Here is a 24872-nt window from a genome sequence, read left to right on the forward strand (position 1 = left end):
TTGTGCTCATTGACTTGCTAGCGAGATTATTCATCTCATTTATATTCGATTACTCGACTGTGCTTACTCACTCGTTGTTCAGTTTTCAAAGATCAATTTCTTTCGCTCACTGCCGTGTTACCGAAGCAGCGAGAAGTAATATACCACAGCTCGTTCATCAATTGCAAGCACTTTTTTTCTTGACAATTTCTGTCGTTGTCTGTCGGGAAATCCATACTATCATACGTTGCTGCTTGATGCAAGTCCACTCGTCATCCAAGGTGATTCGCCGTCCGAAGCAACGAGGTATAATGTACCACGCTCGGAAACCAATTACAACCCCTTTGGAAATGTTCCACAATTGCCACTGTTTTGAATGTTCCCGCAGGCTGCGAGGTGCGCGAGGGGTTTGAAAAACCAAGGGGAACTGCAGTCCTCTATTTACGTCGTAAACAATCATTTCAAAGAAAAAAGGGAACTCCAGTCCTCTATTTTGCCTTTTCCGGCTTAGATACAGCCATTTCAAAGGCAATAAGACCCTGTAGTTCCCTGCTGATCCTGAAAGCAGCTCGCATGACACAAATAGCGCCCTCTAGTTCCCCTATCCGCATAACTAAAACCTATCACCGCGTAGTTTGGAAAAATTCAATACGCTCTCCATCTAATCCATCAAAGAAAAAGTACCTGGAACCATTCGGGAGCGTCGTGATTTCTTCATCTAACTGTTGGACTGCCAACCCTTTGATCCGTGCATACTCCGCTTGGATGTCATCAACGGTAAATGCCAGATGATGAACTTTCCCCTCTTGTGGCAAAGCCGAGTTATAACCTTCAATAAGTTCAACTTCCGTTTCATTCAGCGCTTCAAAGCCCAGGAATGCAAGTCGAATGACTCCGTTCGTATGCAGCAAAGTCCCTTTGTGCTTAAGACCGATCACTTCTTCGATAGAAGCGAATCGACGCCTCCAAATTTGCTACCATTACACCGACGTGTTCCATTTTCAAAACTGCCATTGATTATAACCTCCTCACCCAACTCTCTTTATTGTATCGAAAAGAGAAGGTAAGGGCTATACCATTTAGGATTGTATCGAATAGAGTTGCTATGAGCCTTCCCCCGAAAGTCAGTATCGGAAGATGCCGCAGCTAGCCTATGTCGATCGTCTCGATCTCACCGTTTAGCGAATAAAGCGTAATTTCCTCGTTTGTGATATTGACCAAGCCAAGGTCATCGAAAACTTTGCGCACATTATCATTAGATAAATGCTTAAGGATTGTTTCCACAGCAATCTCCAATTGGCCCTGATGCTTTGATTCGTAGAACATAAGAACCTCTTTTTCCTCGACCAGCATTTTCGTATGCAGCATAGAAGCAGCCCCCTCAATCTCAATGCCTCAATTGTATATATTGGAAATAAGGAAAGTGTAAGGACATTATTAGATATGTGTTAGGTTGAGAAAATTTGGCCTTAGCTACCTGAGTCGTTGTATACTATTGCTATGAGGGTTAGACAGGAGGGAACACACATGAGATTGCTAAAGCTTCTTCAAATCTACGAGGTGGATGGGATTACGCCCAAACATCGGTCAGATCGATTCGATTTCGATGAGATTCAAGGGCAGACTTTTCGTGAAATGAACCCAACTGAAGTCGGGACGTCTATGATTCTATCCGGCATTCATCGATATATCCCATTCAAAACAACCAGGGTTCAAGCCATAGATCGGGACGGAATGGATTTCCGGGTGCTTACTCGCAACACAATCTATCATTTTGAAGTTCATACCGACCGCAGAGCCACTTAACCTTTGGAGGGTTAGCGGCTCTTTTTGTTTATTTTTATAATAATAATTTCTTTACTTCTCTAAAACTACCATTTTCCTTTATACTAATAATTGGGCTATTTGACCAATGTCTTATTAATATAAGGGAGGCTTTTCCAAAACATGAAAAAAACTTTGACAACCCGCCTTACTGCGCTCGCTCTTGTAACTGTTCTTACAAGCTCTTTTGCGGGCAGCATCGCTTTCGCTGAAACACCGGTAAACGCTCCTTCCAGCAAGATGAAATCCGATATGCGCCTTGCCATCGACAACGGAGTAGTCGAAGGTTACGGAGACAGCGACTACCGCGGTGCAAACCCAGCAACACGCGCCGAAGTCGTTACGATGGTCAACCGAGCTGCCAAGCTGAAAAGTGCAGATTCCGCATCTGCCACTTTCACAGACCTTGCCACTTGGCAAAAGCAAGCAGTAGCCAATGCCGTTGCTGCGAAACTGATCAGCGGCTTTGCTGACGGAACGTTTCATCCCGATGCTGCGGTGACTCGCCAAGAGCTTGCCGAGTTAATCGTTAAAGTAGTAACGGGCGGACAATTGCCTAGCGTAAATGAGAATGTTTTGAACTACTTCAAGGATTCCGCTTCTATTGCGAAGGAGTCCCGCCCTTATGTCGCGTACGCGGTTATCAGCGGAATTTTCACTCCGACACTTGACGGCAACTTCAACCCGACTGCTGCAGTTACGCGCGATGAAGTAGCTAAGGCGCTAAAACCGATTTTATTTAAAGTTGTAGATATTTTAACCACGAATGATATTCACGGAAAAATCGAAGTCGGCTTCGATAAAAAACGCAATCAAGATCAAGGCGGAATTGAAACGCTTGGCGGAATCGTCAACGATTTCCGTGCGGTTAATCCGGACGGAACGGTTGTTGTAGACGGCGGAGACGCTTGGCAAGGCACTCTCATTTCGAATACGACCAATGGTCAATCCGTCATGGATACGATGGCTCAAGTGCAGTACGATGCTGCAGCTATCGGAAACCATGAGTTCGATTTCGGTCGCGACGTATTAATTAACAACATTAAGAATGCCAAATTCCCTATTCTCGGCGCCAATATTATCGATACGGAAACAGGCAAACGGGTAGATTGGACACAGCCATACGTGATCGTTGAAAAAGACGGCCTGAAAATCGGCATCATCGGCTTCGCGACTCCGCAAACAACGACAACAACAAAGTCAACAAATATTGAAGGCCTTTCCTTCGTAAATCCGGTTCCTCTGGCGAAAGAATTGTCCGCTGAACTGCGTGCTAAAGGCGTTGACATCATCATGGTCACTTCTCACCTGCCGGGTGAACAGAACCAAAAGTCCGCTGAAATCATCAGCGAGCTTGCCGATCTGGCAAACGGCACAGGCAACGGCACGCTGGATGCCATCGTTGGCGGACACTCCCATATGCGCGTGTCTGGAATCGTGAATGGCATTCCTGTCGTTGAAGCGCAAAGCTGGCTGTATGCGGTTGGTCATATTCAACTGTTCGTAGACAAAGCTACCAAACAAGTCGTTTCCTCGAACGCAAGCTTGCTTGAAACATACACGAACCTAACGACGGCAGACGCGAAGATTCACCAAACGGTTGAAGATTACAAGGCGAAAATTTCAGAGAAATCCAACGAAGTTGAAGTCGTTGTCGCAGAAGCACTTAACCGCAAATCCTTCCGTTTTGCTGATAATGGCGGCGTAGAACGCGATGGTGCCTCACAGTTAGGCAACAGCATTACAGACGCTATGCGCGCTTCTGAGAAATCTGACATCGCCTTCACTAATATCGGCGGTATTCGCGCAGATTTAGATAAAGGTGATCTCACCTATGGTAAAATGTTTGAAGTATTCCCATTCGGCAACTACAATGTGACCGGTACCATGACGGCAGAGCAAATTAAAAAGGCACTGGAAGTAACAGACAAGTATTCAAATCTTCCTGCTATTCAATTCTCCGGCCTCAAAGTAGAGTGGGACAGCACGAAGCCGCTTGGCGAGAAATATTCCAAGATTACGCTGGTAGACGGCACACCGATCTATGTGGACGGCAAGTTCAATACAGACCGTACATTTAAAGTAACGACGAATGATTTCATGGCAACAGGCAGCGGCGACGGCTTTACGGTATTTGGCGAAGTGAAAGATTGGAAAGATGGCGCGATCATGCTTGATGCATGGGTAGATTACGCGAATTCCTTGAAAGCAGCCGGTAAAGAGCTATCCGTTGAGGACGATGGACGCGATGTACGATTGGATCTAAAAAAATAAGCACTTATTCATTCATTAATCCCATTAAATAAAAAAAGGCCTTTGATCAATCCTTTTCAGGAGAAATCAAAGGTCTTTTTGATTAAGCCAGCCAAACCCGCATAATGGACAGCAATTGACTTAGATTGAGCGGTTTGCTGATATAGTCAGAAGCGCCTGCCTGCAAACAAATGTCGCGGTCCTGTTTCATAGCTTTGGCCGTTATCGCAATGATCGGCAAATGCTCGTAACGGGCATTTTTTCTGATCATGCGCATAGCTTCATAGCCATCCATGACCGGCATCATCATGTCCATAAGGATAAGATCAATCTGCGGTTCCTTCTGCAAAACAGCCAGGCATTCCTGTCCATTATGCGCAACGATGACGGTCATCCCTTCATTTTCAAAAGCGTTGCTTAATACAAATACATTGCGGACATCATCGTCAACGACGAGCACATTCCTCCCTCGCAGAATGCTGCTTGTCTCTGTCAGCAGGACGGAATGCTCATCCTGTATCTCCTGAGAAGACTCATTAGCTGCTGCAGCTTCCTCCCATACCGTTTGAAATTCACTTACGGAAGGCTCCAAAGAGGGGATATAGACCGTAAAAGTACTTCCCACCCCCTCTTCACTGCTCATCCCAATGCTCCCGCCTAGAAGTCCGGCGAGCTCACGGGAGATCGAAAGGCCAAGACCCGTCCCCCCGTACTTCCGGTTCGTAGTGCCGTCCGCTTGACGGAAGGGCTCGAAGATAAGCGCCTGTTTGTCAAGAGGAATACCGATCCCCGTGTCGCTAACCGAAATCGCGAGAACTTGATCATGTTTCACCGAAGGCAGAAACCTGGCGATTTGATCGGCCTTGCATAATTCAATACCCACATGCACGCTTCCCTCATGCGTAAACTTGAAGGCATTGGATAGCAAGTTTTTTAAAATTTGACTCAGCCTCTGTTCATCCGTATAGAAGTGCTCCGGCACATTCAAATCCTGCTCAATGTGCAAGACGAGATTGCGCTGCTCGGCCACTTTGGCAAATTGACTGCGGATGAGCTTAGGAAGCTCTTTCATGTTCAGTTCTCCGACATGAATATCCAGCTTGCCGGCTTCCACTTTCGATAAATCGAGGATATCGTCAATGAGCAGCAGCAGATCGGTCCCCGAAGAATGGATCACACGGGCATATTCCTGTTCATCCAGGCTCAAGTTGCCCAACTTATTTTCCTGCAGCATTTGGGATAGAATCAGCACACTGTTAAGAGGTGTACGAAATTCATGAGACATATTGGCCAGAAATTCCGACTTATATTGAGAGCTCATCTCCAGTTGAACGGCATGTTCCTCAAGAGCTACTTTGATGCATTCAAGCTCCTTGGATCTTTCCTCTGCAATTCGGTTATGTTCCTCCAACTGTTCATTCGTCATATGAAGCTCTTCCTGCTGGCTTTGGAGCTCTTCCGTTTGAATCTGCAGCTCTTCGGTCATGAGTTGATATTCCTTCAGCAGCCGCTCCACTTCTGCACGCGTTTGGACACTATGAACAATCGTTCCAAGAACATCAAGAATATCTTCAAGCAGTTCCAACTGCTGATGCGTAAACTTATTTAAACTGGCTAATTCCATAACGGCAATGACTTCATGGTTATGCAGAATCGGCACAATCAGCACGCTTTGCGCTTTCACGGCGCCGAGTCCGGTCGTTATTTTGACATAATGATCAGGCACATTCATAAAATGGAACATTCGCTTCTCCAGCGCGCATTGGCCGACAAGCCCTTCCCCCAAATGAAACCGATGAATGCCAATGTCATCCGTATGTTCCATCATCATGGCATAGGCAGCTATTTTCTCCATCGCGACCTTCTCCTTGTGTGTAGAACGCAAATAAAAAAGGCCGAAGGATGCACCGAAAAGCTCAGCGGCTTTACTAATAAAGGTCGAACCTAACGTTTCCATATCCGATATGCCTTGAAGCACATGAACCACTTCCGCCAACTTGCGCTGCTGCCACTCCATCTCCTCATGATTGTCCAGCAGCATGTTCGTAGCGTCAGCGAGGTCCTTCACCTCATCGTTCATCGTGACATGGATACGCTGCGTACGGTCTCTCTTGAAAGAGCTTAATTTCAAAATACTTTTGGTAACCTGCTTAATCGTCCCGACAATTGAGTGCGAGATCACAAGCGCAGCCGTTAAAGTTATAATAAGCAGGATCGTTAGCATGATAAGCAAAGATCTCGTGAACATTCTGTTTTGATCGTCCAGGAGCATGGCTCTATCCTTCGTAAGCCCGATTTCGATATTGCGGAAGCGATCGAGCTGGGATCGGATATCCTCGACATTTTGCTTGCCCAGATAAAAATCATACGGATTGACGGAATCTGCGCCTGAACCTGCGCTCTTTTTCAGAATAGGAATGGTTGATTCGCTAAGCTGCCTAACCCAGCGCTCTATCGACATTTTGATTCCTTGCAAACTCTGCTCCTGCACGGCGTTTTCTTTCGTGAGCTGACTCAGTTTCATGTAGGATTGCCGCCATTTGGACTCTCCGTTGTTGTAGGTATCCAGGGAGGCGGGATCCTCGGTCAGCAGATATCCGCGTTGTCCGCTTTCCATATCCATCACGTATTTTTCGATGTTGTTGATTTCAGTGTGGACGGCAAAATCATGCTCAATGATATAGTTTCTATCCTTTTGCATCGAGGTAACTTGATTAATCACTAACGTAAATACAATACTTATACAAACGAAAATGAAAATGTAGCCAAGCATAATTTTGGATCGGATACCAAACCTCTTCTTTTTCCCCATCCGTGCCGAGTCCTCTCCTTAAGTCGAATTCCGCATCTCTATGTATTATACTACTCTCCCAAAAGTTGGGATATGGGTTATTTTACGCTTTACTACTTTACCAAGTTAATGTATTATTTAATTAAAGCAATTAGTTATTCCGAGGAGTGATAACATGAGTAATCGTACAACTGACAACATACGCCCGCGCGGCGTCCTGACCCGCATGAAACCTTACTCTCCAGGCAAGCCCATCTGGGAAGTTCAGCGGGAATTAGGCATCGAGAAAGTCACCAAGCTCGCTTCCAATGAAAATCCGATCGGTCCGTCTCCGCTAGCCATCCAAGCCATTCAAGCCTATTTGACAGATATTCATCGCTATCCTGACGCAGACACGCTTGATCTCTGTGCGGCCATTGCACGCAAGCTGGAAGTTGCGCCAGAGCAGGTCCTTGTTACGAACGGTGCCGACGAGCTCATTACGCTCCTTTCCGAGACGTTCTTAGAGGAAGGCGACGAGGTCATTGTGCCGTCTCCAACCTTCAGCGAGTACGAATTCGGCGCAAATCTGATGGGCGCACAAATCGTGGAGGTACCGCTCCGCGAAGATTACCGTTATGAAATTGCCGATCTATTGGCTGCGGTAACGGACAAAACGAAACTGCTGTATATCTGCTCACCTAATAATCCGACAGGCACTTATTTGAAAAAGCAGGATTTATATGCGCTAATGGATAAGCTCCCCCCGCATGTTTTGGTCATTTTCGACGGGGCTTACAGTCACTTTGTAACCGCAGACGATTATTGCGACGGGCTGGAACTCGTGCGTCAGGGATATCCGCTGATCGTCACGCAAACTTTCTCCAAAGTTTACGGCTTGGCCGGTATACGTGTAGGTTACGGCATTGCTTCGGCAACCATTTTGCACAATATCCGTCAGGTCAAAGAGCCTTTCAACGTAAACGCCTTGGCACAAGTCGGCGCTGTCGCCGCGATTCAGGACGACGCTCATCTTGAAGCGACACGGGATATGAATGCGCTCGGCAGAGAGCGGTTATATGATGATCTTCAGGAGCTGGGATTCAAATTCACACGTAGTATGAGTAATTTCGTCCTTGTGGAGCTTGGCCCCGACGCGAAATCCATCTATGATCAATTGATGCGCAAAGGCGTTATCCTCCGGTATGCCGGCGCTTGGAATCTACCCCATCATGTAAGAATTTCAATAGGGACGCCTGATGATCATCAAGTCCTGATCAACGCGCTCCGAGAGGTGCTTCAGGAATCCAAGGAACAGTTGGCTCTATCAACTCAGAAGGATTGACAAACTACGAGCCTCCAATACATTGTTTGACAGCGGCAAAATATGCTACAATGCTAAAAATCGCTGTTTCTTGGAGGTTCGCTATGCTGAAAGAATTTAAAGATTTTGCTTTTAAAGGGAATATGGTCGATCTCGCCGTGGGGGTTATTATCGGTGGCGCTTTCGGGAAAGTCATTACATCCATCGTCAATGATGTGATCATGCCGCCTATCGGGCTGCTATTGGGCAGAGTGAACTTTAATGAGCTTTTCATCTCCTTGAATGGTAAACATTACGACACCCTCGCCGAGGCTGCTGCCGACAAGGGCGCGCCTGTTCTGAAGTATGGGGCATTTATTTCTACATTTTTGGACTTTTTAATTGTTGCCGCAGTCATTTTTATCGTTGTCAAACAGCTGTCCAAGTTCCGCAAAAAAGAGGAGCCGAAAGAAAAAGCACCTGCGACGAAGGCTTGCCCGCACTGCTTGTCGGATATTCCAGCGCAAGCAACGCGCTGCAAATTCTGTACGTCGGAGCTTGCCTCAGGTCCTTCGGTATCGGGGAGCATTCAGTAGATTAGAGAATGCCGCAGCCACACATAGAATAAAAGGAGTTAAGCGCATACCTGCCGCTTAACTCCTTTTTATTTACTGCGGTGCCATGCTCTTGGTGCGCAGATCGGCAATTTCGCCCTGCGCAAACGCATCCCCTTGCAGCAGCTCCAGCAGCCGCGCCGCTGTAGATTCGGGCGACTGCAGCTCGCCGCTCGTATGCAGCTCCACGAACCGGCTTTGCTGCGGGAAATCCGCTTCCGATGCAGCGCGAATTTCCCGCTGCATCCCGGTATCGACCACCCCCGGTGCGACGGAGATCACCTCCACCGGGTAGGGCTGGTTCAACTGCTCGACGCCAATGCAGCGCGTCAGCATGTCGATCCCGGCTTTGGCGGTACAATACGCCCCCCAGCCGGGATAGGGCTTTTTCCCCGCGCCCGAGGAGATGTGGACGACCCGCTTCATCACCGGCAGCGCCTGCGTCTGCCGGATGAAGCTGTTCGTCAGCAGCGCGGGCGCGACGAGATTGACCTGTAGGCTGCGCTGCAGGTCCTCCTGGTCAGCTCGGCCGATGAACGTCATCGGGGCGAGCTGGCCAGCGTTGTTGATCAGCGTGATCGCATCCGCTCGATCAACAAGGCCAAGGATTCGCTCCATCAGCGAATCCAGGCCGTCCGTTTGCGCCAAGTCGCAAGCATGAAAGGTGTAAACACCTTTCATGCTTAGCGCCTCTTGGCGGAGGCTTTCGCTTTCGCTGCGCGACACGCAGTGTACCGCAGCGCCCTGCTGCAGGAGCTGCCGCGCAAGCTCGGCTCCGAGGCCTTTGGAGCCTCCCGTGATGATATAGGTTGGCATGGAGGATGTTGGCTCCTTTTTAGATAGAAATGAGATCTCGTTTAAGGGACGTTAACAACGAAGGGAACCGTGAACACTTTGCCGCCGCGCTGAAACTCTCCCCAAATTTTGTAGACGCCGCTTTTTGGGAATGTCGTCATGAACTTCGCCTCCGGACCTTTGGACTTCTCATCCGTCGGATGAACATGCAAATATTGATCCGCATTGGCGTCCAGAATGACCACGTGCCCTACTGCGCCTAAATACGGCTGCAAGTCCTGGATAGGGGATTTTGTAACAGCATCCTTGAACGTATAGGTTAAATTAAGCTCCATACCCGCCATGAGATGATCGATATTTAAAGTAACCTCATTACCATCAATGGTTTTAGTCAATGTACGGTCAGGCTCAATGGCAACAGCGGAGGCCTTCTCCCCTTGCACAGTCAAGGTATGACTTTTGACCGTTTTCTCTTTCCCGCTAGGCAGGAAATCCGCAAAAAGTCGATAGTCGCCCCCAGCCGGAAACTTCGTTGAAATCGTAAAAAGCCCATTTCCTTTATACTCCGGATGCAGATGGCTGTAGTAGGAAAGATCCTTGCCCACAGCGATAAGATGCATCTTTTTCTCATGATTCAGGTCAAAATCGTTGACTGGCTTACCATTCATATCTTGGATTTGAATTGTAACCGTCGTCTCTTCTTTGGACTTCGCCGGTGATGCGGCCACCTGGAAGATCGCCTGAACTTGCTCCGCGCTCCCCGCCTCATGGCCCCCACCGTGCACAGAGTGATCCGTAGTCTGCGATTTCCCGCACCCGCTTAGAAAAAGCGCCAATGACAACACGATCAGTCCGCTGAATCTCATTGCACTACATCATACCCTTGCTCTTCGATGGCTTCTTTGATCGCATCAACCGTCAACTTGCTCTCATCGTATTCCACTTCCACCATTTTGCCGGCTAAGTTTACTTTCCCTACAGCACCAAGTTCTTTCATTGCTTTCTCGACCGTATTCACACAGTGATTACAGGACATTCCTTCTACTTTTAAAATAATGCTGGACATTTGCTTTCACTCCTTTAGTTTAGTTTCGTTATTTCATTAGGGTGTTCATCGTTTTAAGCAGTTCATCGACAACATCCATGTCGCCTTCCTGAATGCGTTCGACGACACAGCTTTTGAGATGGCCGGCGAGCAGCAGTTTCCCAACGCCATTGAGCGCCGATTGAATCGCGGCAATTTGATGCAGTACGTCATCGCAGTACGTATCCTTCTCGATCAAACCTTTGACCCCGCGAACTTGACCTTCGATGCGGTTCAGCCGTTTGGTTAAATCCGCTTTGAGCTTATCGGAATGATGACTTTTCCGCTCCTGTCCATCCAAGCTGCAATGGTTAACTTCCGTGTCCAATTCCTTGTTCATTGGGCTATCTCCTTTGAGGGCTATTTACTATTTATCATACCCCCATCCCGTATATTGTCAATCTTTTGGATTGTACATCTGTTAAAGTTTAACCTTTTGCAACCTAAGCGCATTCAGCACGACAGAGACTGAGCTTAGCGCCATTGCGGCTCCCGCTACCCAAGGTTCAAGCAAGCCCATAGCGGCGATTGGAATGCCAATCGTGTTGTAACCGAGCGCCCAGAACAAATTTTGCTTAATATTCCGCATTGTCCGTCTGCTCATTTCAATGGCGTCGGAAATGGAGGTCAGATCGCCGCGCATCAGCGTCACATCCGCAGCCTCCATGGCTACATCGCTTCCTGTCCCCATCGCCATGCCGGTATCCGCCATCGCTAAAGCAGGCGCATCATTGATGCCATCGCCGACCATCGCGACACGGAAACCTTTCGCCTGCAGCTTTTTGACCTCGGCGGCTTTCCCTTCCGGCAAAATCTCCGCCAGCACCTGCTTGATACCGGCTTGCTGGGCAATCGCATTTGCCGTACGCGCATTGTCGCCGGTGATCATTATCACTTGAATGCCCATTGCCTCCAAGCGGGATACCGCCGCCTGCGACGTTTCTTTGATCGTATCGGCTACCGCTACAAAACCGGCATACGCGCCGTCAATAGCTGCCAGCATGACTGTTTTGCCGTCGCGTTCTAAGCGTTCCATATCCGGCAGCGCACTGGCGATATCGATTCCTTGCTCGGTCAGCAGTCTTCGGGTTCCGATGAGTATCTGACTGCCTTCCACCTGAGCTTCCAGACCAAAGCCCGGAATAGCCTTAAAGGCGGCAGCGTCCGGCAAAGAAGGAATCGACGGCAGAATGTCTTGCACAATCGCTTCGGCGAGCGGATGCTCCGAATTGCGTTCTGCCCCTCCGATCAAGCGGAGGAAGGTCTGTTTATCCATATGCGTTTGGACATCTGTAAGCTGAGGTTTCCCTTGCGTCACTGTCCCCGTCTTATCCAACACCACCACATCGATGTGATGGGCTGCCTCCAAATGTTCACCGCCTTTGAACAGAACGCCTAGTTCCGCAGCGCGGCCGGACCCGGCCATAATCGAAGTCGGCGTTGCCAAGCCAAGGGCACAAGGGCAAGCGATGACGAGAATGGCGATCGTTTTCTGAAGTGCGCCTGCGAAATTAGCCGGGTCCAGCCAAAAGTACCATAGTACGAAGGCGATAACAGCAATCCCTACGACAATTGGGACAAAAATCCCCGAAATCACGTCAGCCACACGCTGAATCGGCGCTTTCGACCCCTGTGCTTCCTCAACCACTCTGATGATTTGGGACAGCACCGTATCCCGGCCAACCTTGGTCGCCTGCATCCGGAGTACGCCGTTCTTATTTAGCGTTGCTCCGATCACTTTATCGCCTTCCCGTTTTTCAACCGGCAGGCTTTCACCCGTCAGCATAGACTCATCAACCGAGGAATGTCCTTGTAAAACCGCACCGTCAACCGGAATCTTCTCACCCGGCTTCACGATGACGATATCCCCCGCAACCACTTCTTCGAGCGGGATGCTGAGCTCTTGCTCGCCGCGGATGACCCAGGCTCTTTTGGCCTGCAGGCCCATCAGAGATTTAATGGCTTCGGAGGTGCGCCCTTTGGCTAGCGCTTCGAACCATTTTCCAAGAATGACGAGTGTAATGAGAATCGCGCTAGTTTCAAAATATAGCTCCGGCGCGTGGTTATGCCCGCTTTGCCCAGCCCATTGGACCGTTACGTACAAACTGTAAAAGTACGCAGCTGAGGTTCCCAGCGAGATAAGCACATCCATATTGGCGCTTTTATTGCTGAGCGCTTTATAGGCGCCGATGTAAAATTGCCGTCCGATGATAAATTGGACCGGAGTCGCGAGCGCCAGCTGCATCCATGGATTCATGAAAATCTCCGGCAGCCAAATCCAAGAAGTAAAAGAAAAGTGGCTGACCATCGCCCACAATAACGGAAAAGAAAGAATCGCTGAAATCCATAGCTTATGCTTATGCTTCTGTATTTCTTTTGCCCGATGCTGGCCTGTTGCGGCCTGTTCTTGTTTGCGTGCCGCTTCGTATCCCAGCTTTGCTACGCGCGCTTGCATATCGTCCGGCGTTACCTCGGAAGGCTGGTACACGATCCGTGCCGTTTCCATGGCTAGATTGACCGAAGCCTGCGACACACCGGGCATTTTGCTCAGCCCTTTTTCAATTCTCGTCGCGCACGCCGCGCAGGTCATACCCGTAATATCGAAATCAACCGTAGCGGTTGGTCCGCTTGCCGCCTGCTGTCCTGCAGCTTCATTGCTCATATTATTGTCACCTCACAGTGGATTGTTTATGTTTGCCGTTCATGTTTATATAGTATACCCCCCTACCCTATATTGTCAAGTGGTACTCGAATGATTTTAAGGCATAGCATATGCAAAAAAGAGTGATGGCCTTCATGTGCCGTTTGATAGACTAACGGCCATGCCCTGGAATTCCATATGCCGTCCGACAGCCTAATGGCCATGCCCCGAAATTCCATGTGCCGTCCGACAGCCTAATGGCCATGCCCCGAAATTCCATGTGCCGTCCGACAGCCTAATGGCCATGCCCCGAAATTCCATGTGCCGTCCGACAGCCTAATGGCCATGCTCTGGAATGTAGCTGATGAGCGCGGGGGTCAATAAGAATGCCGATGAACATTCCGGTCGATCTTAACTTTATCGCGCGAATTGGCCTTTCACTATTTAGTGGGAACAATAGTCCGCTATTTGCCCTTTAAGCGTCCCTTTCTCAATTTTGAGGGAACGCCGTTCCGCTATTTTGTCGATAAAGCACGATGTGATGGCCGATTAGGGGAAATAAAGCCCTGTAGTTCCGCCTGCAGCCTACAAGCCGCCTGTTTTGCTCAAATAGCGTCCTGTAGTTCCCCTTCACATATAAAAAGTAGGCTGAACCAAAAGTGGAATTGCGAGAGTGGAACAATATCCCGGCCATTTCTATGACATATGGATATACTTCTGTGCAGTCATATTTCTATAACTTGTGGATATCCTTCTGTGCAGTTAGGCTTCTGTGGTCAAAATAAAGGGAAAATCCCCCTCTAGTTTGACTGCAGATGCTTGCCAGATGCATTTAGCAGGAAAAACTCCCTCTATTGCGCCGATTTCGTGAGAGTTTTCCGAATCCGGTCAATATAACGGGAGCTTTGCCTTATAATATCCCTAAGAGGTCATCTTTCGAGCAATTTAGAGGGAATATTTCCAGTTATCTTCCTCCACCTTCTTCGTAACGCTTGGATTTGGAACCACCCTGTATCTACTTATGGGACAGCCTCTTACTCGCAAACTTTCTCCACTCACCTTAACTCTCTGCTGCATCCCACATTTTCCTAGTGCCCAAAGACGTTATAAGTTAGTCTCTACTGGCTCTCATTGGACGAATTCCAATGAAAACGCCCTGCAGACATGTTATTTCTTCATTTCGTTGGATGAAATCCAACAAGAGCGGCTAAAATGGCGCTAAAACCTGCCAATTTCATCACTTCGTTGGATTTTGTCCAATGTGATTGGCATTTAAGCATCAAAAATCACATGTCGTTGGAATTCATCCAACGAGTCTGAGTCTTCTCTGGCGCAGCTCCCCCACACCTATGTAATCGATAAATATCTCAGTGCATAATTCTCTAAACAATAAAAAAACTGCCCCCAAAGTAGAATATTCTACTGGGAACAGCCTCCATCTCGTGCCGGAGTGTCACTCCGATGCGATAGGTTATATCCTCACCTTGCTTAGCACCTTATCCAACGAATCTTAAAACACGTAATTTCGCTCCATCGAGCTGATTTCAATTCAACAAATTCATCCCTAAGCTGTGTATTTCAGCTTCCATCTCCTGCCGCAGCGACATTTTATCGCTTTCTTCCATAAAAGCGGCGTCTACCCCGTTCATGACAAGCTTCACAAGCTCAAGCTCAGTAAAGCCAAAACGGTCGGACAGCACGCGATATTCATTCGTGATGTTCGTTCCCGACACGCTCGGATTGTCCGTGTTAATGGTAACAAGGAGCCCTTGGTCCAAATATTCGCGTATCGGATATGCTTCCCAACCGGAGACGGCCTTCGTTTGGATATTGCTGATCGGGCACATTTCCAGCGGAATGCGGCGGTTTTTGACCATTTCCAAAATGTCGCTGTTCTCCTTTAATCGAACACCATGCCCGATGCGTACGGCTCCGAGATTCGTGACGGCTTCATACACATTCATCGCTCCCGCGGCTTCTCCGGCATGAATGGTGACGGGGATCCCCAGCTTGCCTGACTCTGCAAAAACCTCCCGGAACCACTCCGGCGGATAGGACGCCTCATCGCCGGCCAAATCGACGGCGACTACGCCTTTGCCAACATATTTGGCGGCCGCCCGGATCACTTCCAAGTTGCTTTCGCAGGAATGATTTCTCATGCAAATCGCAATAACGCCGGCTTTTACGCCGAAATCCCGCTGTCCGCGCTTCATCCCCTCAACCACATAATGAATGGTTTCTTCCACCGTCAACCCATTTTCCCGGTGCAGCTGCGGGGCAAAACGAACCTCCACATACTTACAATTATGCTCGGCCGATTGCTGAGCGACCTCGTAGGCAACCCGCTCTAACGCTTCACCCGATTGCAAAAAACGAGTCGTGAAATCAAATTTGCTTAGGTATTCGATGAGGCTGCCGCATTCCTCGCTTACACGCATATGTGGAATTAATCCATCTTTATCGTACACGGGAAGATCAATGCCTTGATCCAGGGCAAGCTCCAGAATCGTTTCCGGCTTCACACTCCCATCCAAGTGCAAGTGAAGATCAACTTTAGGCAGTCTCGCGAGCCAATCATACGTTAGATTATATGCCATATTCTATCATTCCCTTCGTTGTTTTTTAGTTAAAAGCAAGCATTAGATGCTGTATGCCGTAAGAAAGAATTTTATTAACTTTAAAACAATGTCACTTATATGTCAATATATATAACAAATATATTTTATAATACGATATGTGTAATGTTTTATTACGCAACCGAATTTCGCGCTTATTTTTTTCAAAAAGCAGTATTGTGTAGAAAGTTAGCCATTGTCTGCATTAAATCCCTATCCCCCACAAGGTATAATAAAGCCACGATGCTTTTGTAAGCGCATCCAAAACAAAGGACAAGGAGGTCATCTTTGGTTGTGCCGACGCACCCGCGAACACGATTAATTTCAAATCATTTGACTCCAAGGAGGTTGTAGAAATGTTTAAAAATGTGAAGCGTTTCGTTCAAACAGCTTGCTGCATTGCGCTCGGCTCTCTCCTCATCTCTTCCTTCGTCATCCCAGCGCCTGCCGCACATGCCGCGGTACCCAGACAAATGGAAAAGCTGGACCGGGGGCTGGTAGCCGTCAAGGTATCAACAGGCGTTCTTGTCAGCTGGAGACTTCTGGGCACGGAAGCATCTGCTACATCATTCAACGTATACCGCAATGGCGCAAAGCTTAATGCCTCCCCTATTACAACTAGCACAAACTATCAAGATAACTCGGGAACGACAAGTTCCAGCTATACGGTCCGTGCCGTTGTAGGCGGCGTCGAGCAAGCTGCATCCGCTGCCGTAACCCCCTGGGCAAACAATTATTTGGACGTCCCGATTCAAAGACCGGCAGGCGGCACAACGCCAGACGGCGTAAACTATACCTACAATGCCAATGACGCGAGCGTGGGCGACTTGGACGGCGACGGACAATACGAAATTATTTTGAAATGGGACCCCTCGAACTCTAAGGACAATTCGCAGGATGGCTATACCGGTGAAGTATTCATCGACGCTTATAAGCTTAATGGGACACTGCTGTGGCGAATTTCTATGGGGAAAAACATTCGGGCCGGCGCTCACTATACGCAATTTATGGTCTATGATTTGGATGGCGACGGGAAAGCCGAAATTGCGATGAAAACCGCAGACGGCACGAAGGACGGGAAAGGCACAGTCATCGGCAGCTCAACCGCCGATTATCGAAATTCAGTGGGCAGAGTGCTGACCGGTCCAGAGTATTTGACCATTTTCGAAGGAGCGACAGGCAAAATTCTGACCACGACCAGCTACGATCCGCCTCGGGGCACGGTAGGAGATTGGGGCGATACGTACGGCAACCGCGTAGACCGCTTCCTGGCGACAATCGCCTATTTGGACGGGGAAAAGCCAAGCTTGGTGATGGCCCGCGGCTATTACACGCGCACGGTATTAGTGGCGTACAATTGGCGTGGCGGAACGCTCTCCAAACTGTGGACGTTTGACACCAACGCTTCCGGAAACTCAGCCTATGCAGGCCAAGGGAACCACAACCTGACCGCGGCCGATGTCGATGGGGACGGCAAGGATGAAATCGTGTACGGCGCCATGACCGTGGACGACAACGGAGCAAGGAAATACAACACGGCATTAGGACACGGTGATGCTCTTCATGTAGGCGATCTTGACCCGAACAACCCGGGGCTGGAAGTATTCAAAGTCATGGAAAATACAAGCGCCACGTATGGAGCTGCTGTTTGGAACGCAGGCACTGGCGCCATACGCTGGGGTGTGAATACAGGCGCTGACACCGGTAGAGGCATGTCCGCCGACATTGATCCGAGATATGCAGGCGAAGAGGTTTGGGCAAGCAATGGTGTCGGATTGTACCAAATTAACGGCACCAAAATCAGCTCAACCGCACCTTCCTCCATCAACTTCGGCATCTGGTGGGACGGCGACGTATCCCGTGAGCTGCTTGATCATAATTGGGATGGCACCAATGGAGTCGGCAGAATCGATAAGTGGAATTACACCAGTCTCAATACAACGACTCTATTAACTGCAACCGGCACTCTTTCCAACAATGGCACCAAAGGGACTCCTAGTCTGCAAGCCGACATTCTAGGAGACTGGCGTGAAGAGGTTATTTGGCGGAAGTCGGATAACTCTGCGCTGCGCATCTATACTACCCCTTACGAGACTAGCACGCGCCTTTGGACTTTAATGCACGATCCGCTTTACCGTCTGGACATCGCCTGGCAAAATGTGGCCTACAACCAACCGCCGCATACCAGCTACTTCCTGGGAACCGGCATGGCGGCGCCAACGCAGCCGAATATTTACGTAACTCCATAAAGACACGCCAATAAGGGGCTATCTCAAAGGTCAGTAATGACCGGAGTGATAGCCCCTTTCGATTATGCGGCCCCGTTAATTCGTCGTAGGGAGTTTATGTTTTCTAAAAAAAGCCGGTGGCGTGCCATAGAAAGCAGCAAACTGCCGGGAAAAGTAAAAGGGATGGTTAAACCCGACCTCCTCGGCGATTTCCGCAATCGTCAGCGATGTCGTTTCCAGCAGCTTCTTGGACTGTCTGAGCCGAATCTTGTTTAACATTTCCATAACCGATTCGCCCGTCTGTATTTTGAATAGGTGGGCGAACCTGGAAGGGGATAAATTAACCATAGCCGCCAGCTCCGGTACGTTAAACGGCTCTTTATAATGCTGCGATATCAGCTTTATCGTGTTTTCCACGCGCGGATCCATTGGATGCTGTGTTTCCTGGACGTTTTTGGATATCAAGAGGAGGATTTCCTCCAAGGCATTTACAGCCAATCTCTCCGAAAACAGATGGGATTCTTCATTATACCGGATCAGGCTGGTGAAAGCCCCAGCGAGATGCTGCCATTCTTTTGCGTTCTCAAAACGGGCAAAACGGATTCCCTTAATGGCCTCCGGGAGCTGCAGCAAAGGCAGCCAATCTTCCTTGGGAACAAAATGACACCAAAAAAATTCCCATTCGGTGTTTTCCGGAGTTCCATAATAATGCGGCGTACCCGGCGTAATTAACGTAATTTCACCTTCAGGACATTCGCAGGTTTCATGGCCGTTGTGGAATAAACCTTTTCCGTGCAAGGTCATGGTGAGATAAAAATCCTTCGTTCCTTTCGACCGCTTAACCCGGTAGCCAAATGGCTGCCGGTACCGGCCGGAAACTAGTTTTCCAGGGATCGTCGTGCGGTTCTCTTGGGCAGAAAAACACATAAATTCCGACATACGTTGGATTCCCCCAATTCCTAGATATAAACTAGTATATCGCACTTTCCTTCCGCTGAATAACCTTTAGCGCTTCCCGTACGCTGAGCGGCGAAAGCTCGGTCTCGGCGACAAAAGCCTGCACGGCGGCAGCGTCCGTTTTCGAGTATTCGCGCAGCGCCCAGCCAATCGCCTTACGGATGAAAAACTCATTGGACTCCGCCATTCGCCGAATACAGCTGAACAGAAGCGGCACATCTGTGCGTTGCTTATACTTCAGCTGGAACAAAATGGCCGTCCGCTGCAGCCACATATTGCCTGACGCGAGCCATTTCTCCACATAGGCCGGAATGAGGTCCGGATATTTCTGCAAATGAACGCCGATCAAATGGTCAGCTATCGTATCCACAGAGTCCCACCAGGAATTCGTTACGACCATGCGTTCCAGCACCTCAATGCGCTCCTTCTCCGCATCTTTGCGAAGCTGAGTAAGCAGCAGCAGCGCCGTATAATGAAACTCCCGCTCGGGCAATGCCCAGAGCTCCTCGGCCACTTTCACGCCTTCGGCCCCTTTGGGATAGCCTTGCTCTTTCCAAAACTGCTTCGTCAATGCCACACGCTGCGGATTGCGAATGCCGAGGAAAGGGAATTGGTCGCGCATGTAAGCGGCCATCGCTGCTGCGTCGTTGTCGCTGCTGTGCGCTCTCAGCAAAGCTTCCAGCTGTTTCGTATAGGGTGATGCCATCGTTTACACGCCTCCTTTTAAACTACAAGCTATTGCTTTATTCTAGCAATTCCGCTTTGATTCGGGTATGCTTATAGCAGAATTTTTATATAGACTACCTATCGGAACGGAGAGGAACACATGACTTACAAATTAGTAGCATCGGATTTAGACGATACGCTTTTGCGTGATGACCTGACCATATCCCAGGAAACGATTGATGCGATGCATCAGGCGGTTGCCCAGGGCGTGACGGTTACGATTGCGACAGGAAGAAGCTTCCCTTCCGCAGCGAAAATTGCCAACCAAATCGGACTTAACGTACCGATCATTACGTATCAAGGCGCTTCGATCAAAAATCTCCTCGACGAGGAAGTCCTTTATGAGCGTATGGTACCGGTAGAAAGCGCCCGTTTCCTGCTCGATTATTGCGAGAAGAGAAATCTCCACCTTCAGCTTTACCATGGCGACCAGCTTTATGCAGGTGAGGATAACGATAAAATCAAAAATTACGTGCGCCTTTCCAAAACGCCTTATATCATCGGCGACCTGCGCCAATGGATCGACATTCCTCAGCCGAAAATGCTGATCGTGGATAAACCGGAAGTTTGCGACCAACTCCGCGAGGAACTGCTTCCTTTGCTCGGCGATCAATTGCACATTACGAAGTCCAAGCCGCACTATTTGGAATTCATGCACAAAGAAGGCACCAAAGGTCACGCGATCGCCTTCCTGGCGAACCATATCGGCTGCACGCTGGATGAGGTCATTGCCCTTGGCGATGCGTGGAACGACCGTGAAATGCTGGAAGTCGCTGGACTGGGTGTCGCGATGGAAAATGCTCTGCCGGAGCTTAAAGAACTGGCCAATTACGTCACCAAAAGCAACAACGAAGACGGCGTTAGACACGTCATTGAGAAGTTTATTTTAAACGCGTAAGCGAGAGACCGGTTTTCTGCATGATGAGCGTGCGGCGGAGCCGGTTTTTTTATTTGTGCGAAGCATAAAATGCGAAGCGCGAAGTACTTTTTGGACATATCCTGTCCCCCCTCCCTATATATTTTAAATAGAAAGAACGAATTCTCCGGAGGTGCTTCCATTTGGACAATTACCCGTTAACGCTGCGCGCTCTCTTTGAGCGATCCCAAACTTTATTCCCAAAAAAAGAGGTTGTTTCACGGACAATTAACGGCATACACCGGTATACGTACGCTGACTTTGGAATACGCGCGAAGAAGCTGTCCAGCTCTCTGCAAGCGCTCGGCGTCAAGCCCGGAGATCGGATTGCCACCTTTGCCTGGAATCATCATTGGCATTTGGAAGCTTATTTTGCCATCCCCTGCATGGAAGCCGTTCTGCATACAGTCAATATTCGCCTCCCCACCGAACATATCGCCTACATTCTGAATCATGCCGAGGACCGTTTCCTCTTCGTTGATGAGACCTTGCTGCCTATTATTGAAAAAATAAAAGATCAACTGACGACCATCGAAGGCTATATCATCATGACGGATAAAAAGGAGCTGCCGCCTACTTCTTTACAGCCTGTCTATTTATATGAGAACATGATAGAGAGTGGAGATCCTCATTTTACATATCCTGAATATATAAATGAAAGCGCTCCCGCCGGCATGTGTTATACGTCCGCTACAACCGGAAATCCCAAAGGCGTCGTATACTCGCACCGCGGGATTTATCTGCATTCGCTCTCCATCGGTTTGACGGATACGCTGGGCCTTTCGGAACGCGACGCCGTGCTGCCTATCGTGCCGATGTTTCACGTTAACGCTTGGGGGCTGCCCTTCGCTTCCGTCTGGTTCGGCAGCAAACAGGTGCTTCCGGGACCGGCGCCAACACCGGACATTCTGCTCCGTCTGATCGCAGACGAGAAAGTCACCATTGCGGCAGGCGTGCCGACGGTTTGGACAGCCGCTCTTAAAGCGCAAGAGGCTCTGCAACTGGATCTGTCTTCTTTGCGCGCCGTAGTCTGCGGCGGATCTGCCGCCCCGCGTTCACTCATTGAAAGCTATGAGCAGCGGCTGAAAGTCCCATTCTATCACGCTTACGGCATGACGGAAACGTGTCCGCTTGTTACGGTTGCCCGGCTAAAGAGCTATCAAGACGAGGCTCCGTTTGATGAACAATACGATACGCGGGCGATGCAGGGGCTGCTGGTGCCCGGTCTTGATATGAAAATTGTCGGACCTCGGGGCGAAGTCGCTTGGGACGGGAAAGAAATGGGCGAAATTTGGCTGCGCGGGCCTTGGGTAGCGACAGAATACTACAAAGACGTCCGAACTGCTGAGACTTTCCAAGATGGCTGGTTCCATAGCGGCGATATTGCGGTGATCAACAGCGAAGGATTCGTGAAGCTGGTGGACAGAGCCAAGGACTTGGTCAAAAGCGGCGGGGAATGGATTTCATCCCTCGATTTGGAGAATGCGTTAATGGCCCATCCGAATGTTTTTGAGGCTTGTGTCATCGGCGTGCCGCATCCCAAATGGGATGAGCGTCCCCTCGCCTGCGTCGTCCTGAAGGACGCTGCGCTGCAGGCCGGCGACAAAAAGGATTTGCTTGCTTTTATCGAAGACAAATTCGCCAAATGGTGGATTCCGGACGATGTGGTTTTCCTTCATGAAATCCCCCGTACCTCGGTAGGCAAATTCATGAAACGCGAGCTGCGCGAGCAGTATCGAACCTATTTCAAAGGAGACTAGACGCGTTATCCGCTAAGCACCACGAAGAGCGGATAATCCTACTTTTGATCGCCGTAGCAAAAAAGAGAATTTAAAGATGAAGGGCAGTGAAGATATGTTCGATGCATCTTTGTTGAAAGATAAAGTCATTCTCATTACTGGCGGGGGCACCGGACTGGGGCGCGCTATGGGGGAGCGCTTCCTGGAGCTGGGGGCGCGGCTCGCGATTACTAGCCGGCGCGAGGAAGTGTTGGCTAAAGCCGCTGCCGAAATGGGCGGCGAAGTGTTCTACAAAAGCTGCGATGTCCGCGATCCGCAACAAATTGCAGAGATGGTGTCAGCCGTAGAGCAGCATTATGGCCGCATTGATGTGTTGATTAACAATGCGGCGGGCAATTTTGCCAGCCCTACGGAGAATTTGTCTCCCCGCGCAGTTGATGCGGTGCTGAATATCGTCCTTCACGGCACGTTCTACACCACGTTGGAAGTGGGCAAAAGATGGATCGAGCAAGGCGGCGGCGGGACGATGCTGAACATCGTCACCTCCTATGCCTCCACCGGCTCGGCCTTCGTTGTGCCGTCGGCGGCGGCGAAGGCCGGCGTGCTCGCCTTGACGCGCTCACTTGCCGTCGAGTGGGCGCGCCATGGCATCCGGCAGGTGGCTATCGCGCCGGGGCTCTTCCCGACCGACGGCGCTTGGAGCCGATTGGCTCCTACGCCCGAGCTGTCGGAGAAGCTGCTGAACCGCGTGCCGCTGCGGCGGGTCGGAGAAAAGGATGAGCTCGCGAACCTCGCGGCTTATCTGATTTCGGACTACGCCGGGTACATCAACGGCGAAGTCGTCACGATCGACGGCGGCGAATGGCTGCAGGGCGCCGGGCAATTCAACGACCTGCTCGAGGTCACCGAGGAGCAGTGGGTCGGCCTTGCGGAAATGACCCGCAAGGGGAAGTCGTAGGCGTGGCCCGCGCGTTAGATTAACGGGAATTACTCCCGTTATTTCGAGCAGGTTTGGACAATGCGGATAATTAGTGGAAAATTCTCCCGTTAATTGCTCCTGCAACCATGCATTCGAGGTCATTCCCACTAAATTAACATGAGAAACTCCATTTAATCACGATGCAGTCACGCTACACAGATGAAATAACTGGAGTTTTTTCTGTTAACCGAGGCCCCGAGGACGAAAGCAGAATTGTCGCGGGAGGCCGGAAGCGGTGTCATGGCGCAAGGCACGCCGATAAAGATTGCGTCGGTGGAATCTCCGCATACCGGCCAAATAAAATCGCCACCCCGCAAGGCCTCAAGGCCCGCAGGATGGCGACTGATCTACGTTCTAGTCAAAATAAACTTCGATGCCCTTTTCGCTCGACTCATAAATCGCGCACAAGATTTTGGTCAATTCCACACCGTCCTGGACAGGTGAAATCAGCTCTGCACGGCCTAGGCAAGCCTGCACGAAATGATCGATTTCATTACGGAAGCCGTCCATGAACTCGAACGACGGATGATCGATCTGCGGCGTTACATTGAGGATCGTGTCATGCTTCTCGCTCACGATGCAGAATTCCGGCTCGATCTCAGCCCCGCCCCGATCGCCGTAAATCTTCACCGCGAATTCATTCTTCTTTGCGTGCAGGGTGAAGGAGACGTCGACCATGAGCGACGCGCCGTTCTCAAACCGGATGAGCGCATTGGCCATGTCTTCCACAGTATTTTGGGAGGCATCGTAATCCGCCGCCTTATAGAAGTTCAAGTTCTTGATATGCGAACGGTTGCCCAGCTTCGTATACGTGTTCCCGCTGACCGATTTCACTTTCGGCCGTCCCATCATGTACCAGCATAAGTCGATGACATGAATGCCGATGTCAAAAAGCGGACCGCCGCCAGCCCGCTCCTTGTCGGCGAACCAACCGCCGGGATTGCCCAACCGGCGCAAGTACGAAGCCTTGGCGTAGTACACCTCGCCAAGCTCGCCTGCATCAATGAAGCGGCGCAGCACCTGCGCGTTCGTGCCATAGCGGCGGACGAAGCCGACCATCAGCAGCTTGCCGCTGCGGCGAACGGCCTCCTCGACGAGCAAAGCTTCTTCGACGGTCGTGCAAAGCGGCTTCTCGCACAGCACGTGCTTGCCCGCCTCCAGCGCAGCGATGCTCAACGCGCCATGCGTGTTATTCCACGTACAGATGCTCACCGCCTCGACTTCCGGATCTGCGAGCATCTCACGGTAGTCGGTAAAAGCCACCTTCGCGCCGTACTTCTGAACAGCCGCGCGCGCCCGCTCCTCGTTCATATCGACGATGCCATAAAGCTCGACTTCAGGATGTTCCATATACGAGGTCAAATGTGCGTCGGAAATGGAGCCGGCGCCGATCACCGCTACTTTTAATTTCGTCATGATGTCCCTCCGATAGATGATGAATGCATTATC

At 49.9% G+C, this 24872-nt stretch carries 19 protein-coding genes and 1 pseudogene; 8 read left to right on the forward strand and 12 right to left on the reverse strand.

Annotation, left to right across the window (positions count from 1 at the left end):
• Positions 1 to 602: 602 nt before the first annotated feature.
• Positions 603 to 993, reverse strand: a pseudogene (locus GC097_RS31730) (VOC family protein).
• A 132-nt stretch (positions 994 to 1125) separates the two neighbouring features.
• On the reverse strand, positions 1126 to 1347 hold the full coding sequence (locus tag GC097_RS31735; RefSeq protein ID WP_171687265.1) for a hypothetical protein: 222 nt from the start codon (positions 1345 to 1347) through the stop codon (positions 1126 to 1128).
• A gap of 159 nt (positions 1348 to 1506) precedes the next feature.
• Between GC097_RS31735 and GC097_RS31740 the strand changes: the two genes are divergently transcribed.
• A complete protein-coding gene (locus GC097_RS31740; RefSeq protein ID WP_171687266.1) occupies positions 1507 to 1785 on the forward strand; it encodes a hypothetical protein in 279 nt (92 codons plus the stop codon).
• A gap of 141 nt (positions 1786 to 1926) precedes the next feature.
• Positions 1927 to 4077, forward strand: coding sequence for a 5'-nucleotidase C-terminal domain-containing protein (locus GC097_RS31745; RefSeq protein WP_171687267.1), 2151 nt, complete (start codon positions 1927 to 1929; stop codon positions 4075 to 4077).
• An 82-nt stretch (positions 4078 to 4159) separates the two neighbouring features.
• On the opposite strand, the gene GC097_RS31750 is transcribed toward GC097_RS31745, so the two are convergent.
• Positions 4160 to 6868: a response regulator gene (locus GC097_RS31750; RefSeq protein ID WP_171687268.1), complete on the reverse strand. Its 2709-nt coding sequence runs from the start codon at positions 6866 to 6868 to the stop codon at positions 4160 to 4162.
• A 154-nt stretch (positions 6869 to 7022) separates the two neighbouring features.
• Between GC097_RS31750 and hisC the strand changes: the two genes are divergently transcribed.
• Together hisC and mscL are read left to right on the forward strand one after the other, a co-directional pair.
• Entirely contained in the window at positions 7023 to 8171 is a 1149-nt protein-coding gene (gene hisC, locus GC097_RS31755; RefSeq protein WP_171687269.1) for a histidinol-phosphate transaminase, read from the forward strand.
• An 83-nt stretch (positions 8172 to 8254) separates the two neighbouring features.
• On the forward strand, positions 8255 to 8725 hold the full coding sequence (mscL, locus tag GC097_RS31760) for a large conductance mechanosensitive channel protein MscL (RefSeq protein WP_171687270.1): 471 nt from the start codon (positions 8255 to 8257) through the stop codon (positions 8723 to 8725).
• Between the two features lie 72 nt (positions 8726 to 8797).
• Here the strand turns inward: mscL and GC097_RS31765 are convergent, their stop codons facing one another.
• From GC097_RS31765 to add, 6 genes are all read right to left on the reverse strand, one after another.
• Complete coding sequence (locus tag GC097_RS31765) at positions 8798 to 9559, reverse strand: (S)-benzoin forming benzil reductase (protein ID WP_171687271.1); 762 nt, start codon at positions 9557 to 9559, stop codon at positions 8798 to 8800.
• A 41-nt stretch (positions 9560 to 9600) separates the two neighbouring features.
• The gene (locus GC097_RS31770; protein WP_171687272.1) at positions 9601 to 10404 is read right to left on the reverse strand and encodes a DUF8832 domain-containing protein; all 804 of its coding nucleotides are present in this window, start codon (positions 10402 to 10404) and stop codon (positions 9601 to 9603) included.
• Positions 10401 to 10604, reverse strand: a complete 204-nt coding sequence (locus GC097_RS31775; protein ID WP_171687273.1) for a copper ion binding protein — start codon at positions 10602 to 10604, stop codon at positions 10401 to 10403. The genes GC097_RS31770 and GC097_RS31775 overlap by 4 nt, the downstream gene beginning before the upstream one ends.
• 28 nt (positions 10605 to 10632) lie before the next feature.
• A complete protein-coding gene (locus tag GC097_RS31780) occupies positions 10633 to 10962 on the reverse strand; it encodes a metal-sensitive transcriptional regulator (protein ID WP_167064504.1) in 330 nt (109 codons plus the stop codon).
• Positions 10963 to 11043: 81 nt separating this feature from the next.
• Positions 11044 to 13284, reverse strand: coding sequence for a heavy metal translocating P-type ATPase (locus tag GC097_RS31785; protein ID WP_171687274.1), 2241 nt, complete (start codon positions 13282 to 13284; stop codon positions 11044 to 11046).
• A 1523-nt stretch (positions 13285 to 14807) separates the two neighbouring features.
• Entirely contained in the window at positions 14808 to 15860 is a 1053-nt protein-coding gene (gene add, locus GC097_RS31790; protein WP_171687275.1) for an adenosine deaminase, read from the reverse strand.
• A 374-nt stretch (positions 15861 to 16234) separates the two neighbouring features.
• Here add and GC097_RS31795 point away from each other — a divergent pair, with 374 nt between their 5' ends.
• Positions 16235 to 18127: a rhamnogalacturonan lyase gene (locus GC097_RS31795; RefSeq protein ID WP_171687276.1), complete on the forward strand. Its 1893-nt coding sequence runs from the start codon at positions 16235 to 16237 to the stop codon at positions 18125 to 18127.
• 75 nt (positions 18128 to 18202) lie between these two features.
• On the opposite strand, the gene GC097_RS31800 is transcribed toward GC097_RS31795, so the two are convergent.
• Positions 18203 to 19045: a helix-turn-helix domain-containing protein gene (locus tag GC097_RS31800; protein ID WP_171687277.1), complete on the reverse strand. Its 843-nt coding sequence runs from the start codon at positions 19043 to 19045 to the stop codon at positions 18203 to 18205.
• 31 nt (positions 19046 to 19076) lie between these two features.
• Positions 19077 to 19769: a DNA alkylation repair protein gene (locus GC097_RS31805; protein ID WP_171687278.1), complete on the reverse strand. Its 693-nt coding sequence runs from the start codon at positions 19767 to 19769 to the stop codon at positions 19077 to 19079.
• Positions 19770 to 19889: 120 nt separating this feature from the next.
• On the opposite strand from GC097_RS31805, the gene GC097_RS31810 reads away from it, so the two are divergent.
• From GC097_RS31810 to GC097_RS31820, 3 genes are all read left to right on the forward strand, one after another.
• Positions 19890 to 20687, forward strand: a complete 798-nt coding sequence (locus GC097_RS31810) for a Cof-type HAD-IIB family hydrolase (RefSeq protein WP_171687279.1) — start codon at positions 19890 to 19892, stop codon at positions 20685 to 20687.
• A gap of 161 nt (positions 20688 to 20848) precedes the next feature.
• Positions 20849 to 22465, forward strand: coding sequence for a long-chain fatty acid--CoA ligase (locus GC097_RS31815; protein ID WP_171687280.1), 1617 nt, complete (start codon positions 20849 to 20851; stop codon positions 22463 to 22465).
• A 94-nt stretch (positions 22466 to 22559) separates the two neighbouring features.
• The gene (locus GC097_RS31820; protein WP_171687318.1) at positions 22560 to 23402 is read left to right on the forward strand and encodes an SDR family oxidoreductase; all 843 of its coding nucleotides are present in this window, start codon (positions 22560 to 22562) and stop codon (positions 23400 to 23402) included.
• A 375-nt stretch (positions 23403 to 23777) separates the two neighbouring features.
• Here the strand turns inward: GC097_RS31820 and GC097_RS31825 are convergent, their stop codons facing one another.
• Positions 23778 to 24839: a Gfo/Idh/MocA family protein gene (locus GC097_RS31825; RefSeq protein ID WP_171687281.1), complete on the reverse strand. Its 1062-nt coding sequence runs from the start codon at positions 24837 to 24839 to the stop codon at positions 23778 to 23780.
• Between the last annotated feature and the right edge of the window lie 33 nt (positions 24840 to 24872).

It is taken from the genome of Paenibacillus planticolens (assembly GCF_013141725.1).
Lineage (GTDB): Bacteria > Bacillota > Bacilli > Paenibacillales > NBRC-103111 > Paenibacillus_E > Paenibacillus_E planticolens.